The 14,957-nt window shown below is 28.4% G+C and carries 15 protein-coding genes; all 15 read right to left on the bottom strand.

Annotation, left to right across the window (positions count from 1 at the left end; genetic code table 11):
• Window positions 1-36: 36 nt before the first annotated feature.
• The gene (locus tag ACNG5D_RS00145) at window positions 37-1,056 is read right to left on the bottom strand and encodes a hypothetical protein (protein ID WP_418181465.1); all 1,020 of its coding nucleotides are present in this window, start codon (window positions 1,054-1,056) and stop codon (window positions 37-39) included.
• On the bottom strand, window positions 1,043-2,191 hold the full coding sequence (locus ACNG5D_RS00140; RefSeq protein ID WP_418181464.1) for an O-antigen ligase family protein: 1,149 nt from the start codon (window positions 2,189-2,191) through the stop codon (window positions 1,043-1,045). The genes ACNG5D_RS00145 and ACNG5D_RS00140 overlap by 14 nt, the downstream gene beginning before the upstream one ends.
• Window positions 2,184-3,353: a DUF6418 domain-containing protein gene (locus ACNG5D_RS00135; protein ID WP_418181463.1), complete on the bottom strand. Its 1,170-nt coding sequence runs from the start codon at window positions 3,351-3,353 to the stop codon at window positions 2,184-2,186. The genes ACNG5D_RS00140 and ACNG5D_RS00135 overlap by 8 nt, the downstream gene beginning before the upstream one ends.
• An 85-nt stretch (window positions 3,354-3,438) precedes the next feature.
• Window positions 3,439-4,455, bottom strand: coding sequence for a polysialyltransferase family glycosyltransferase (locus ACNG5D_RS00130; RefSeq protein WP_418181462.1), 1,017 nt, complete (start codon window positions 4,453-4,455; stop codon window positions 3,439-3,441).
• Window positions 4,448-5,695 (bottom strand): lipopolysaccharide biosynthesis protein, encoded by a 1,248-nt coding sequence (locus ACNG5D_RS00125; protein WP_418181461.1) that lies wholly within the window; start codon window positions 5,693-5,695, stop codon window positions 4,448-4,450. Before ACNG5D_RS00125 ends, ACNG5D_RS00130 begins: the two co-directional genes overlap by 8 nt.
• Window positions 5,696-5,709: 14 nt before the next feature.
• The gene (gene pseI, locus ACNG5D_RS00120) at window positions 5,710-6,768 is read right to left on the bottom strand and encodes a pseudaminic acid synthase (RefSeq protein ID WP_418181460.1); all 1,059 of its coding nucleotides are present in this window, start codon (window positions 6,766-6,768) and stop codon (window positions 5,710-5,712) included.
• A gap of 3 nt (window positions 6,769-6,771) precedes the next feature.
• Window positions 6,772-7,710: an ATP-grasp domain-containing protein gene (locus tag ACNG5D_RS00115; RefSeq protein WP_418181459.1), complete on the bottom strand. Its 939-nt coding sequence runs from the start codon at window positions 7,708-7,710 to the stop codon at window positions 6,772-6,774.
• Window positions 7,700-8,419: a metallophosphoesterase family protein gene (locus ACNG5D_RS00110; protein WP_418181458.1), complete on the bottom strand. Its 720-nt coding sequence runs from the start codon at window positions 8,417-8,419 to the stop codon at window positions 7,700-7,702. The genes ACNG5D_RS00115 and ACNG5D_RS00110 overlap by 11 nt, the downstream gene beginning before the upstream one ends.
• A gap of 1 nt (window position 8,420) precedes the next feature.
• Window positions 8,421-9,122, bottom strand: a complete 702-nt coding sequence (locus ACNG5D_RS00105) for an SDR family NAD(P)-dependent oxidoreductase (RefSeq protein ID WP_418181457.1) — start codon at window positions 9,120-9,122, stop codon at window positions 8,421-8,423.
• A 22-nt stretch (window positions 9,123-9,144) separates the two neighbouring features.
• On the bottom strand, window positions 9,145-10,143 hold the full coding sequence (gene pseG / locus ACNG5D_RS00100) for a UDP-2,4-diacetamido-2,4,6-trideoxy-beta-L-altropyranose hydrolase (RefSeq protein WP_418181456.1): 999 nt from the start codon (window positions 10,141-10,143) through the stop codon (window positions 9,145-9,147).
• Window positions 10,136-10,966, bottom strand: a complete 831-nt coding sequence (locus ACNG5D_RS00095; RefSeq protein ID WP_418181455.1) for a cytidylyltransferase domain-containing protein — start codon at window positions 10,964-10,966, stop codon at window positions 10,136-10,138. The genes pseG and ACNG5D_RS00095 overlap by 8 nt, the downstream gene beginning before the upstream one ends.
• Window positions 10,947-11,717: an SDR family oxidoreductase gene (locus ACNG5D_RS00090; protein ID WP_418181454.1), complete on the bottom strand. Its 771-nt coding sequence runs from the start codon at window positions 11,715-11,717 to the stop codon at window positions 10,947-10,949. Before ACNG5D_RS00090 ends, ACNG5D_RS00095 begins: the two co-directional genes overlap by 20 nt.
• Window positions 11,718-11,727: 10 nt before the next feature.
• Window positions 11,728-12,603, bottom strand: coding sequence for an aldo/keto reductase (locus ACNG5D_RS00085; protein WP_418181453.1), 876 nt, complete (start codon window positions 12,601-12,603; stop codon window positions 11,728-11,730).
• Window positions 12,604-12,738: 135 nt separating this feature from the next.
• Window positions 12,739-13,881: a UDP-4-amino-4,6-dideoxy-N-acetyl-beta-L-altrosamine transaminase gene (gene pseC / locus ACNG5D_RS00080; RefSeq protein WP_418181452.1), complete on the bottom strand. Its 1,143-nt coding sequence runs from the start codon at window positions 13,879-13,881 to the stop codon at window positions 12,739-12,741.
• A complete protein-coding gene (pseB, locus tag ACNG5D_RS00075) occupies window positions 13,881-14,897 on the bottom strand; it encodes a UDP-N-acetylglucosamine 4,6-dehydratase (inverting) (RefSeq protein ID WP_418181451.1) in 1,017 nt (338 codons plus the stop codon). The genes pseC and pseB overlap by 1 nt, the downstream gene beginning before the upstream one ends.
• Between the last annotated feature and the right edge of the window lie 60 nt (window positions 14,898-14,957).

Raw genomic sequence — 14,957 nt, 5'->3', positions numbered from 1 at the left:
AAGAATATTAAATCAATTGTTTTATTTAGAATATTATTATTGCTCAATTGTTTCTCCAACAATTACCCCTGTTCTTGAAAAAATTCTTTTTTCGATATTATTTTTAGAACCTTGATGATTGATTACTAATTTTTCAATTGTAGTTGGTCTAAATTCTTGGCCAATATCAAAATTAACAGAAAATTTTCCTTTAGACTTATTAGTGTCAATTATAGCCTCATCAATAAAAGAATCATGACAATTTTTTATCCATAAACCAGAAAAATTAACTTGTTCTCCATCTATTCCTCCTTCCATTGGTGCCATATCGTCTGCTGTGCCTACTCCAAATTTTTTCACATGTAAATATTTTATATCTATATCTACGCCTGTTAAATAAACACCATGCCTATCTGATGATTCTACAATTGCAGAATCTATTTTAATTTCTCTGGGCTCGTTATTATGCCCATGAACAATTAAACCGCCTTTTATATATTTATAATGTCTTGAACCAGAACCAGAATCTTTAATTAGAACTTTATTTATTCTCACATTTTTTGCTCCTCCATGTATGGAAACCCCGGTGCTTCTTAACATTTTCTTTTTTATTAAAGAATCTGTTTTTGTTAAGATTGAATTAATTTCTATATCATTCGAGTTTTGAATATAGAAACTTGATAGGCTTTGAATAACACCATCAATATAAATACTGCTTGAGTTTTTAATAGTTACTGCTCCTGTAAATAAAGCACTATCAGAAACTATTTTAACAGCCTCTCTTTTTTCAATATTTAATGTTCTATCATAAACGCCTTTAGGGAAATATAGTTTTATTCCTAGCTCAGAAATATCCATTAAAACATCTAGTTTGTCTTTAAGAAGTTTTGGGTGTTGTCCTATTTTAACCCCTGGTTCTACACCATATCTTCTTACATCTCCAACTTCAAAGGAAGTGTTTAAAGCATATAAAGAGTCTACATAAACCGCTTTACTAGGCACTTCTGTAGCCTTTTTAACATCATTTTTACATGATGCCAATGCTATAAAAAGCAAAAAAACACTAATTTTTTTCATAATCGATTTTTCTTGATAAAGATAATATAATAGCTGTAATATAAACCCCTATTTGGCGCGCTAAAAGGTTTTCAACTAGTAAAAACATTAACACAGATAAAACAAGCAAAGCAAATGCTAAATTATGGCTTTTAAAACTATTATATAACGCATAAACAAAAGGAGAAATAAGCAATAGTAAAGCTATTATACCGCCTCTTAAAAACTCATTTAAGAATTGGTTATGGGTATTATAACCTTTAGTAACAAACCTTATTTTATCTGGCGAGTATTCAAATTCTGCTTTGTTTTCATAAAAATTTAGCAAGCTTTTTTTAATTGTATTTTGGTTTTTTATACCAAATATATAATTTGAGTGTTCTTTTGCAATTTCTAGAGCTCCATTCCAAACAATTAATCTAGAGTCATATTTAATTTGTTGAAACCTATTTTTTAATGGGTTATTGGTTTGTATAAATAAAGTAAAAACTATAATTGAAAACAGCAACAACACGAGCCTAAAACGCTTACTTATTTTTGATATTAATATACATAACAAAGTAACCATTATAATTAAAAGACCCATTCTAGCTGATATAAGCACTACTATTAATGTTGAAAAGAAACAAATTAATGCAAAAAGCCATACTTTATAGTTTTTAAAAAAATAGTATGCTATAATAACATTTAAAGCTGAAAAATAACCTAAGTATGGTCTTTCAAAATATAAAATTTCATTTACACCGGCATAACTAGCTAATGGCACTTTTACTCCAGGGGTAAAGTAATAATATTCTATTATCCCGTAAACGGCCATGAGTTGCTTTAAGATTACTGCAACTAAAAAGAAATACAACCCATTTATTAAAACATCTTTTTTTAAATAAGAAAAGGAATATGGAATAATTAATAAAGGTAATAGCTTTAAATATTCATTAGTTTCAAACTCTAAGGACACAAGCCCTAGACATACTACATATACAAAGAAAATAATGAGGCTTGAAAATACTATGTTTTTTAAAGGGTAAACTCTTTTTTTAACTAAAAAAGTAGATATTGTAAGTAATATTAAAAACAAGTTATCTATAAAAACCGAAATTGGCAAAAAAAGCATTACACCATAATAACAAGTATGTAGTATTTTATTTTTATCCAATTTTTCTGCGTTTTTTCTTTACTTCATTTACAATATATGCTAAAAAACATAAAAATAAGAATATGAGTACTACTTTAAACAACCTATGGAAATAGGCCATAGAATATATGTTTGTTAGCCATAATGTTAACTGAAATAATATTATGGCTATTAAATAGTTTCTATTTTGTATTGTTTTTAACAATATTACATATATCAAGGGTACAAAAGAAAAAATAATAAAATGAAAAACAAGTGATATAGGGACTGGAAACATACGGATTAAAATTGCCGGGTAAGCATTTGTCCAGCTTACACCTTTAGCCCAAACATAATCCTCTAAATACTTTTGGTGTTCTATTGGTGTAAACTCTTTCATTACCACATGCATTCCGTATGGAAGCTCGGATAAGTCCCAACTATGGCTATTATTACTATAAATATAACTCTCTACTACACCCCAAAAAACATGAGCCTGTAAACCAAATGCTCTGTAAAAAACAGATTCCATTGGTGTTAAATCTAAATATGCAAAAGGGTTGTTATTTGAGTACTTAATAAAAACCAATAAAAAAATTAAAGTTCCTACAAATATTAAATATCTCTTCTTAAAGGCTAAAATATTATAGCTTTTATCATTTTTAAGTTTTAAAATAGAGAATGATAATAAAAACCCTAATGAGCCATATAAAAAAGCTGTAAATTTTTGATCTACCCCAATTAAATATATAATGTATATTATAATTAATACAATAGTACATTTCTTGTATTTATGATAAATTAAACCAAAAACAAAAGGTAAATAACCTATTGTACTCCCTAAAATAACACTTAGCCCTGGAAATGTTGCTTTTTCCCAATAATTAAACTTATTTACAGCACTTGAGGTGTATACAGATGGTGAAGAAATTAAACTAACCATTGCAATTATAATAACCATAATTGCAAAAAAGCGCGACATTGAAATTTCTTTCTTTTTTAAAAATTTAAATTCAGGAAAAGAAATAGATAGCACTTTATTGAAAAATTGGAAAAAAAATATAAATGATATTATTGAAGCTATATAAAATAATAATAGATAAAAATTAGAATAATAAAAAGCTCCATTTCTTCCTTGTTCATTAATATATGCGCCTTGTTCAATAACCAATATCGATGCAAACATCCATAAATATTGAATCATGAAAGGCAAAAAACAAATAAAAATTAATCTCGCCTTTAAAAAAAAATGATAACTAATGGAAAAAGCTAATAGTATGCAAATTAAATTAAATATCATTTTTTAAATTTATAAAGTTAAGCTTAGAAAAAAGCAGGGTTAAAGTACTTTTTTTAAAAGGCATAACGCTAATTTTTAATTGGTTTCTAACGTCTTGCGGCGCGTCTTGAAAAATACTAAAAACCGCACTAGAATCGATAGTATAAATATTTTTACATCTAATTTTATTAAAATATATATTTTCAATACTTATATTATCTTCAATGTAAGTAACTGTATTTTTAAAATTATTATCAAGAAAACTTGCTTTAATTCTTGGCCCATGCCTATGAGGTTTATAAAAAATTTGTTTATTCTCGGTAAACTCAGAATCTAATTTTATTAAATCTATTAATTGTTTAATTTTTTCTAGATAAAAGTCTTTTCCATAAATATTACCATAAGGCTCTTGACCAACAATTAAAATATCGTCATTTAATTTAAACGAATTATACTTTACTAACGGTAACGTTTTTGATTTATTAGGTCGAATAGAAAGCTCTGGAACCCGTACTAATTGGTATTTAACTCTATCGTAATCAATACCCGATGTGTGCCCTTTATAATTTGTATAACTCAACCCATGCAATAAAGCAATTATTTTTTTTAATTTGAAATTAATTGCAGAAACATCATTAATAGTATGTTCATAATAGTTTAGCATACCATCCTCAAAAACAACGCCTTGAGTATCCTTAGAAAAGTTTAATAATAAATAATTGGATAATACATCCTCAAGAGAAGAAAAATATACGGTAATATTCTTATTGTTTTTAAGATGCTTCAGTTTATTTACTACTTTTTTGTAAGATTTTATTTTGTAAAAAATATTTTTAATTTTTTCAACCTTAGAGTTAGATTGGTTATATACCGAATGCCCTACAAATATAACACTATTAAATATTGACTTGTCAAACTTTATTCCTTCTAATGTTATTAAAATATTGTTATGAGAGGTATTAATTTTACTAATACTCTCACAATACATTACATGGTGTGCAGAAAGAGCTATATATATATTATTCATAACCTATTTTTTTGGAGCTTGTTTTACGCAAATAAAATAAGCATATACTTGTTAATAAAAAAGAAACCGAAGCTCCTAGAATACCTAATAAATAAGTTAAAGCAAAAGTAGCTAATAAATTAAATATACCAGATTTAATAGTTAACATAAGTATTTTTTTGTCTTTCTTTTTTATATATAAATAAAAATGAAAGACAAGCGAATAATTCATAATTGCTGATGCCAATAATAGAATGAAAAAAACATAAAAATAATTAGAGTAAATCTCCATGTTCTGCCATTTTAAAATTGGAAAAATAGCGATTACCAAAACTACTACAATTATAATAATATGCTTTAAAAAACTTTTTTTAAAACCCTTAAAATAACTATTAATCTGACTTGATTTTCCTTTCTCAATTAAAGCTGGTAATTCAAAAGAAATTACTATTGCGTTTACATAAACAGAAATTACCAATGCCAAATTAGAGTAAAAACTAAATATCCCTGTCATTTCCTTACCTAAAAACAAGTCTACAATATACCTGTTTAAATACTCTATTGATTTTAACGATAATGTACCTGCAAAAAACAAACCACTTATTACAAGCCCCTTTTTTATAAAATCTAGATCTAGTTTTAAATAATTAAGGTTCTTTCTTATAAAATTATGTGCTGTTATAAAATTTAACAATACAGCTACGACGTTAAAAATTAACCAAAGATTTAGTATGCGATTTATTGAAACTTCTTTCTGAAAAAGTAAAACTTGAATAACTAAATAAGCCATCCAAACAAAAACTCTAAAAAAGAAAATAATATTTGCTAAGTATATTTTTTTAAAAGCTATTTGCAACCTATAGGCTTCTTGACAAAAATGCTCTGAAAAACAAATTAATGTAATTATTATTATAGTGCTTGGGCTTAAAGTAAATACATTACTAAATGTTAATAAAACAAAAGCTACTATAATACTTATGGCTAAATAAATTATTGCATACAAACTAAATGTACTAAATAGCTTTTGAAATACACGAGATTTATTAATAAGTACTTCTCTTATGGAATAGTTATAAAAATCTAAACCTAAAACAAATATAGATACTGTAACGGTGGTAGTTATTAAGGTATAGCTACCATAATTATCTGTTGTTAATACTTTCGATAAAGCTGCAAAAAAAACAAACTTAACTGCTAAGGGCATTACCCTTAAAAATAAGTTTATTAATTTAGATACTTCTTTTTTAGAAATTTTTTTCATTACAAAAAAGGGTACTAAACATTTTCAATCATTTGAAAAAGCAATGGCTCCCCTTTCTTATAATTACTATTAAATTGTTTACCTAAAACTTGATTTAAATACTTAGGATGTATTCCATTACCTGGCCTTATTGATCTTATATTTTCATTAGTTAGTATTTCTCCTTTTTTTACATCTTCTGTAATAAATAAAGAACGTGATGCTAATTTTGAGAGCGATGAGGCTTTTTCTTTTAATTTGTATGAGATTTTTCCAAGAGATTTTTCTGCGTCTCTTACACTTTCTACCATCTCTTTAAATTGTTCGGTATCTAAAGAAAAAGAAGCATCTGCACCACCAATAGAACGATCTAATATAAAATGTTTTTCTATTACTTTTCCTCCTAAAGCGACTGAAACAACTGGTGCAACAACACCTAATGTATGGTCTGATAACCCGCCTATAACATCAAATGTGTCAACTAAATTGGGTATTGTTTTTAAGTTAGCATCTTCTATTGGTGCCGGATACGATGTTGTACACTTTAAAAGCACAATCTGATTATTACCTTCGGCTAAACAAGTTTGAACCGCTAAGTTAATATCTTCTATTGAAGCAATTCCTGTACTTATAATAATAGGTTTTCCTGTTTTTGCGCAAGCTTTTATTAAAGGAATATCTAATATTTCTGGCGAGGCAATTTTATATGCAGGTACGTTAAGGTTCTCTAAAAAGCTAACAGCTGTTAAATCAAAAGGTGAAGAAAAACATAGTAACCCTTCTTCTTTAGCAACGTTAAACAATGTTTCATGCCATTCCCATGGTAAATAGGTTTCTTTATATAAATCGTAAAGATATTTACCATCCCATAAAGTACCATGATTAATTAAAAACTCTTCTCGTTTGGCATTAAGTGTTATGGTATCTGGAGTAAATGTTTGTAATTTAATAGCATCTGCTCCAGCTTTTTTTGCTGCTTTAATTGTATCTATAGCAATATTAATATCTTTACCATGATTGGCAGAAAGTTCGGCTATAATAAAACACGGGTTATTACCTCCAACTTCTCTATTTCCTATTTGTATTGTTTTCATTTGTTAACTAATATATTCGTTAAACCCTTTATAAAACTTTCGGCCTTCTTCAACCGCTTTATAGGGCTCTATTTTTTCGTTTAGTTTATCTTTTATTGACCATTCTAAATCCTTAAAACCAAACATGTGTCTAAATAAAACGGTACTAGAAAACCTTGGGTTAATTTCAAAAACAACTGGACCTTTTTTGGTTAACCTAAGTTGTACATTTATTGATCCTTCAAGGTTTATTTTTGTTGCTAAATTAAGTAATAGATTATTAATACTTTCGTTATTTACAACTTCGCCGTAACCGCTATAACCGCCTGTTAATTCTCTTTTAAAGGTTATCGTTTTTGTATCACCCGATTTCGTTCTAAATACACCACATGTATACTCGCCAAGGCTATCTTCTAAAAATTCTTGAGCAATAAAATCGTTGTGTTTAGACCTAAGGTAATTATAATCTTTTAAATTATCTACTTTATAAACAGAAGCACTACCAGATCCTGTTCTTGATTTTAAAATAACTGGAAATTTAGGCGACTCCTCTTCTGATGCTAAAACTGTATTTGGAAAAGGAAAATTATTATTTTTTAAAAAATTAGCGGTTTCTAATTTATCGAAACCTATACGCAATGCTTCTGCCGAAGCTGTTAGCATTTTAGCTCTACCAATAGAAGTAAGGTTGTTCGTTTCTGAAAAATACCTTAGTTCTGGTTCTGCCATTGGTATTATAAAATCAATTTCTTTATCTTCTATAAAAGCCTCTAAACTTGACAGGTAACTACTATCTTTATAAGGTAAACCCACAAAAAAATTAGAATAAATAAATTGACCTGCGTTTTTGTTTGAAATATCGCACCCATATAGGTTATTAACTAAAGTACTTTTATTTAATATTTTACCTATACTTTGACCTATATCTCCTCCGCAACCAGTAACTAAAACATTAACTTTCATAATTTTTATTATTTCTTTTTAAAACCTTAAATAAATATTCTTTATCTTCTTTGAATGATATTAATTCGTTTTCTACCTCATTAATTTTATAAGGTGTGTTTTGCGGTGTATACACACCATTTTTTGTATTTATTATTCCCCAATTTGCTATACCACCTACGGTTCTTGACTGTCCTACAGAGCCTACATTTATTAATAAAGAGTGTTCGCCTTTAAATATCATAGGATAATGTGTGTGCCCATTAAATATATAATCTATTTCTTTAATTTGATTAGCTTTAAGCTCATTAATAGAGGCATCGGGGTATATATATTGATCTTTATCGTTTACCGAACCATGGCAAAGTAAAAAAGTAAAATTATCTTTCTTTACTATCTTTTGTTCTGGTAGCGCTTTTATTTCATTTTTTAGGTTTTCATTAAAATGCTTTTCATAATAAGAAAAACAGTTTCCATATTTGTTTTGAATTACATTTCTTCTTGTTTTGGAAGCTTCTAGAAATTCTAAAAATAAGCGTTCATGATTACCCGAAATAATATCATGTGGCCATTGCTTTATTAAATCAAAAACATCAGATGCGCGATAAAAATAACCTAGTTGATCGCCTAATAAAAATAAATGATCAACCTTTTGCCTTTTGGCTTCAGCTAAAACTGTTTGTAAAGCAACATAATTACCATGAATATCAGATAATATAGCTATTTTCATATTATATAATATTATGTGTTTTTACAATTTCTTGTGCCACTTCTATTGCAGATTTTAGTTTTTCGGTTTTATGGTAATCTTTAAAAACATTTACATTTGGCATTTGTTTTTCCTCTTTACTTCTAATGTTTTTTTGCATATCGGTATCCATAACTCCTGGATCTAAATTATAGATTTCAATATTTTTATTGTTTTCTTCTTGCAATTTTAATGTGTTAAAAAACATTTCGTTTGCCGATTTTGTACTACAATATAAACTCCAGCCTACTATAGGTCGTTTAGACGCACCACTAGTTATATTAAAAATTCTTACTTTATTAGAGGTATTGTGTTTTATAATATTATTTGTTAATAATAACGGGGCTATAGTGTTTAGTTGAATTGAATTTATAATCGCATGGTCTTTAAAATTACCAATGGCTTCTATTGGATTAATAGTTGCGGCATTATTTATAAAAATTACTTCTTCAAATTTAGGCGAATAATATAAACTTAAATTAAGCTCTGCTTCAACATCTTTAAGTGTTGATAAATCTTTTTGTAAAAATATTACTTGTTTATTTTTCCCTTTTATTAATTTTTGGTTTTCGCTAAAATTTCTAGAAATAGCAATAATGGTAATGCTTTCGTCTTTTAAAAAGAAATTAAAAAATGCTTCTCCTAAGCCTTTATTTACACCTGTGATTATAATTAGTTTTTTCATATTACACTTTTAATAAAACCATTTAAATTAATGCTAGAAATCGCTTTTTTTGCTCGCCATCTATTATTAGTTTTTGATTTTTTATTTGTTCTTGAATCTTTTCTTGTGTTAATTCTTCAATCTTTTCAGGAATTGTGTTAAAATTAAAATCACGTAAATCTTCCATACCAAAAAAGACTTCTCTTTTTTCAATTCCGCGATAAAAATCAATTTGATTTTGAACAAAAAAGCCCGTAAATACCGGCATCTTTACCGTCATTACTTCATATAATATTGTGCTTGACGAAACAAATGATATATTACAAGCCTCTATAAGTGTATTTAAGTCTTTTTCATTTAAATTTCTATATAACTTTACTTTAGAAAATTGCTCGGCAACTTTTTGTATTTCTGTATGTTTATAGGCGCCACCTATTACAACATTTATTTCTTTTATTTTTAATGTTTTTAATAATGCTTGTACTGTTTGTAACGTAAAATCAAAATAATCTGCACCTCCATAACAAACAAATGCTGTATCTATATTTGTAATTGTTTTTTTGCTTTTTGCCGAATTTAAAAAGTGAGGCCTTAATATTGCATAGTCTGTACCAAGTGCAAAATTAGTATACGGCTCTGTTTTATAGTTTTTTATATTTGCGTTGGGTGAATGATTAACCACTATGTTTGCATACATATATTCTTCTGTAAGATCATCTATATACATTAAAAAATAACCTAACTCTGTAATAGCTTTTTGATATGAACTTACAAATTGATACCCATCAGAAATTATTATATACTCGTTTGAAGAAAAGTGTTTACTAATCCAATAAGGCTCTTGATTTATATCAATATTGTTAGGAATAGTTTTTAAATTATAATCTTTAGGAATAATATTTAATACCGATGCTTCTTTTGTTAAAAAAATAAACTCAAATTTTTCTTTATAGATTTCTACTAAAGCAAATAAACGATATAAATGCCCTAAACCTGTTTTAGAATTCCCGTCTGCTCTAAAAAGTATTTTCTTCTTATTCACCTTTTTTTAAAAATAAATTTAAGCGATTTAATTCTAACGCTTTAACAGTAGGTAAAATTAACTCTATTTCCTCGGCCAAAGATTCGGTTTTATGTTTCTGTTGGTTTTGGTTATTTATATTGCTTACCCACGGGTTGTTTTCTATTAAATTTAAAAAATCATTTAAGGAGTATGTTGGCTTTTCTCCTAACATGTTATACATTAAATTTATAAAAGCATAGTCGCTTGGATAATCGATAGTAAACCTAAAATGACTTACTTTTTCAATTTTAGGGTACTTAAAAATCTCTTGATTTAATGCATTTCTTTTAATAAAAGGGGTTACATGTTCTTTATCGAACAAGGCCGATGTTTTATTAAAGGCATCTATTATAGAACTGGCTTTAATCATTTCGAAATTACAGCCTAATGGCAAGCCTTGGCTACATGAGTAATCTAGCTTTTTTTGTGTATGGTTGTTTATAAAATCGCTTAACAGATTAACATCTATTATTGGATTATCTGCTGTAAAACGCAACACAAAATCATAATCATTATTATTAACTATTTCGAAAAAACGCGATAACACATCGTCTTCACTTCCTCTATAGCATTTAACAGAAAGCTTTTTACATTCATTCTCTATGAGGTTATTTTTGCTATCGACAGATGTTGCTACATGTATGGTTGAAACCAAATTAACAGCCCTAATTGATGTTACTATTCTAGAAAGTATACTTTGTTTACTGTTAATGGGTAACGGCATTAAAACTTTGTTTGGCAACCTTGACGAACCCAATCGTGCTTGAATAATAGCAGCTATTTTATATTGTCCAACCTCCATCAATAATAATGTTTTGTCCTGTTATATAACTTGAACTGTTAGATGAAAGTAATAATATTAATCCTTTCAAATCTTTAGGTTCTCCTATTCGTTTCAATTTTGTTTTGTCTTCTAGTTTTTTTACAAATGTTTTATTTTTTTGAACCTCAACAGAAGGAAATGGCCCTGGTGAAATTGCATTTACGTTAATATTATATTTGGCCAAATACATGGCATAATATTTTGTTAAATGAATGACGGCCGCTTTGGCTGTTCCGTAATTTGAAGGATTTAAGAGTTCTTCTTGTCCGTCATAAATATTTAGGTCTGGCACCACAACGCCATACATAGATGCAATATTAATTATTTTAGCATTTTTTGCTTTCTTTAAATATGGAATAGATGTTTTAATCACATCAAAATACTGATTTAATCCTCCTTCTATTCCTACTCTCCACTGGTCTGAGGTTAATAATTCAGGATGTGCTGTAGCACCAAAATGAGCATTGTTAATTAATACATCTAATCTTTGCTCGTTTTTAAAAACATTTTCGAAAGCTTTTTCTATAGAATTTTTTGTAGACACATCAATTTCTATAAAATGCGCGTTTTTAATGGTTTTAAATTTAGAGTTAAATTTCTCCTTACTTCTGCCACCTACGTAAACTATAGCTCCATAATCTAATAAAACTTCGCACATTGCAGCACCTAAATGCCCATAGCCACCTGTTATAAATACAACTTTTTCTTTTATGTCTTTAAATAGGTTCATTCTGTTTTTTTTATTTCCAAGTTGAAGGGTTTAACAATTGTGTTTCCTTAACATTTATTAAATCTATTTTTTTGCTTGGTATGCTTATATTTTTTTTACATACACTAATATTATCTATTAATTGCTCGGCAGAATCTACGCCTATTAAAACATGATCAATATATTCTTTTTGTAAAACATATTGCAATGCTAGCTTATCTGTTGTTAAATTATAATCAGACTCCATTTTTTTTATTTCATTTAAATAAGGTTTTAACGGCGTCATCTTATCCGATAGTTTATCCTGATTTAAAAAAAATAAACCTTGCAAAAACGTGGATCGTGTATGAATTGATATTCCTTTGTCCTTAGCTTTTAATATAATATCTGCTCTTTTGGAATGATTGTCAAGTAAATTAAAAGGGATTTGTATAAAATCAAATCCAGAAAAATTAGTTAGTATGTCTATAATTTCATCATTGGTATATAAAGAAATGCCAATGTTTAATAGTCCTTTTTTTTTCTTAATTTTAAGTAACTCGTCGTATAAGCCTGAATTTTGTTTAAAATGACTGTAGTTATGAAACATATATCCATAAAGTTGTTCTACATTTAAAACTTTACAACTTGTATTTATATGGGCTTGTAATTCTTCATTAGTTATATTTACATTGGGAGATAATTTACTAATAATTTTAAATGTTTTTTCAGGATACTTTTTTTGAAATGCTCCAATTACTTTTAAAGAATCTCCATAAGCTTCTGCGGTATCAAGAGTATCTATTCCATTATCAAAAGCTGTATTAAGAATTTCAAAAGCACGTTCTAAAGATGGCTTTCCTAACAAATTATTTATACCATAATTTAAGCCTAATTGAACGGTTCCTAACACCAATTTATTTATCATGTTTATATCTTGTTAAATTAGTTACAGAATTAATATTTTAAAAGTCTCCGTAAATTTTATTTTGGTATATATATAAAAACCTAGCAGTTACTGCTTTTTAAACCTTACTTGCTAGGTTATAAAATCTTTTTTGGCTTAGGAAATAAACTCCAACACTTTGTTTATAACAAGTTGTTGTTCTTCATCTTTTAAAGACGGATACATTGGTAAACTAATGCATTTTGAATAATAATTTTCAGAATTACTTAAGCTTGCTTGATTATACCCTATGTCTTTATAGTATGGTAATGTGTGTACCGGAATGTAATGTATTTGCGCAAAAATGTTGTGCGTTCTTAAAAAATTATAAAGTCCTTTTCTATCTTCAACTTCTATAACAAATAAGTGATGAGCATTTAAGGCTCCTTCCTGTATGCTTTGAAATTTTATTTTACCATTAAAAGCTTGTTTGTACTTCTTTGCTATTTCATTTCTTTTTAACACACCTGCTTCGTTTTTAGCAAGTTGCGAAATTCCTAAAGCAGACTGAATATCTGTTAACCTATAATTATACCCTAATTCTTGCATTTCATAAAACCAGCCTCCGTGGTTTTCTGCCATGTTTTCTTTAGTAATACCGTGTGTTCTTAACGAAACTAGTTTTTTGTATGTTTTTTCTGAATTTGTAGTTATCATTCCTCCTTCTCCACAAGCTATATGCTTTACAGGGTGAAATGAAAACACACCAACATCGGCATAAACACCGTTTCCGCACATTTGTTTTTCGCCTTTAGAGTCTGTAAAACTGCCTCCTGGAGCATGACATGCATCTTCTATTATCCATAAATCATGTTTGTTTGCTAATGCTCTAAAAGCCTCTAAGTCTAGTGGAAGGCCTGCAAAATCTACAGGAATAATACCTTTAAAAAAACCTTTTGGTTTACTTTCAATTAACTTTTTTGTACTTTCTAAAGATAATAAGTACGAATCTGGATCGATATCGGCAAACCAAACTTCGCCTCCAGCATATCTTACACAATTTGCAGATGCTGCAAATGTAATTGGTGTTGTTATAACTCGTTCTCCTTCTTTAAGGCCTAAAGCTAATACTGATAAATGAAGGCCTGAAGTAGCATTATTTACCGCAACCGCGTATTTAGCACCTACATATTTAGCAAATGCATCTTCAAACTCTTTTACCTTTGGGCCTTGGGTTAAAAAATCGGCAGTAAGTGTTTCTACAACTGCATCAATATCATCTTGCTCAATATTTTGTCTTCCGTATGGTATTGCGCTCATTATGCTTCAAAATTAGAATCTACGTGCTCTTTAATAAGTTTTCTTAGTGTTTCTACTGTTTCCCATTCATCATTATCTCCTGAGTTATAGCTAAACCCTAAGGCTACTTTTTTTGCTTTAAACGTTTCTATATAATCGTTTAAACTCCATGAATGTGTTGCTGGTAATATTGTATAATATTTTCCAAGATCATAAGTGTAAAAAGAATCTGAAGGTGTTATCATTTCTTCATGAACTTTTTCTCCTGGTCTAATTCCAACTATAGGTTTTTCACAATTAGGCCCAATTGCATTAGCAACATCCATAATTTTATATGAAGGGATTTTAGGCACAAATAATTCGCCTCCCCAAGCGTGCTCTAAAGCATGCATTACCATATCTACACCACCTTGAAGCGAAATATTAAACCTGGTCATATTAGGATCTGTAATAGGTAACTTACCTTCTTTCTTTTTGTTTATAAAAAAAGGAATTACAGAACCGTTTGATCCCATAACATTACCATACCTAACTACAGAAAACCTAATTGGGTTTTCGCCTTTAATATTATTTGCAGCAACAAATAGTTTATCTGAAGTTAACTTTGTAGCACCGTACAAATTAATTGGCGCACAGGCTTTGTCTGTTGAAAGGGCAACTACACGCTGCACTTTAGTTTTAAAACAGGCTTCTACTACATTTTCTGCCCCTCCTATATTTGTTTTTATACATTCGTCTGGGTTATATTCTGCAATATGAACATGTTTCATTGCTGCAGCATGAATAACATAGTCTACACCTTGAAATGCTCTTTCTAATCGTTCCCTATCTCTTACATCTCCTATAAAATATCTAATTTGAGGAAATTTTGCATCAGGAAACTCTTGAGCCATTTGAAATTGCTTTTGCTCGTCTCTTGAATAAATAATCAACCTTCTAACTTCTGGATTATTTTTTAAAATATGACTCGTTAACGCTTTTCCTAAAGAACCAGTACCACCGGTTATTAAAATAGATTTACCTTTTAAATTGAACATGTGTAGTTTTTTTGATAAAATTTAATTTTCTAGCAACAAAAGTAATATAATTGTATACTT

This window comes from Algibacter ulvanivorans, assembly GCF_048381495.1.
Lineage (GTDB): Bacteria > Bacteroidota > Bacteroidia > Flavobacteriales > Flavobacteriaceae > Algibacter_B > Algibacter_B ulvanivorans.
The sequence above is the reverse complement of the archived record's forward strand: the minus strand, read 5'-3'. Positions and strand labels throughout refer to the sequence as shown.

What these genes read in the sequence shown, in the direction of transcription:
- ACNG5D_RS00145 (WP_418181465.1), bottom strand. Translation starts at nt 1,056, where the DNA reads ATGAAAAAAATTAGTGTTTTTTTGCTTTTTATAGCATTGGCATCATGT.
- ACNG5D_RS00135 (WP_418181463.1), bottom strand. Translation starts at nt 3,353, where the DNA reads ATGATTCAATATTTATGGATGTTTGCATCGATATTGGTTATTGAACAA.
- ACNG5D_RS00130 (WP_418181462.1), bottom strand. Translation starts at nt 4,455, where the DNA reads ATGAATAATATATATATAGCTCTTTCTGCACACCATGTAATGTATTGT.
- ACNG5D_RS00125 (WP_418181461.1), bottom strand. Translation starts at nt 5,695, where the DNA reads ATGAAAAAAATTTCTAAAAAAGAAGTATCTAAATTAATAAACTTATTT.
- pseI (WP_418181460.1), bottom strand. Translation starts at nt 6,768, where the DNA reads ATGAAAACAATACAAATAGGAAATAGAGAAGTTGGAGGTAATAACCCG.
- ACNG5D_RS00115 (WP_418181459.1), bottom strand. Translation starts at nt 7,710, where the DNA reads ATGAAAGTTAATGTTTTAGTTACTGGTTGCGGAGGAGATATAGGTCAA.
- ACNG5D_RS00110 (WP_418181458.1), bottom strand. Translation starts at nt 8,419, where the DNA reads ATGAAAATAGCTATATTATCTGATATTCATGGTAATTATGTTGCTTTA.
- ACNG5D_RS00105 (WP_418181457.1), bottom strand. Translation starts at nt 9,122, where the DNA reads ATGAAAAAACTAATTATAATCACAGGTGTAAATAAAGGCTTAGGAGAA.
- ACNG5D_RS00095 (WP_418181455.1), bottom strand. Translation starts at nt 10,966, where the DNA reads ATGGAGGTTGGACAATATAAAATAGCTGCTATTATTCAAGCACGATTG.
- ACNG5D_RS00090 (WP_418181454.1), bottom strand. Translation starts at nt 11,717, where the DNA reads ATGAACCTATTTAAAGACATAAAAGAAAAAGTTGTATTTATAACAGGT.
- ACNG5D_RS00085 (WP_418181453.1), bottom strand. Translation starts at nt 12,603, where the DNA reads ATGATAAATAAATTGGTGTTAGGAACCGTTCAATTAGGCTTAAATTAT.
- pseC (WP_418181452.1), bottom strand. Translation starts at nt 13,881, where the DNA reads ATGAGCGCAATACCATACGGAAGACAAAATATTGAGCAAGATGATATT.
- pseB (WP_418181451.1), bottom strand. Translation starts at nt 14,897, where the DNA reads ATGTTCAATTTAAAAGGTAAATCTATTTTAATAACCGGTGGTACTGGT.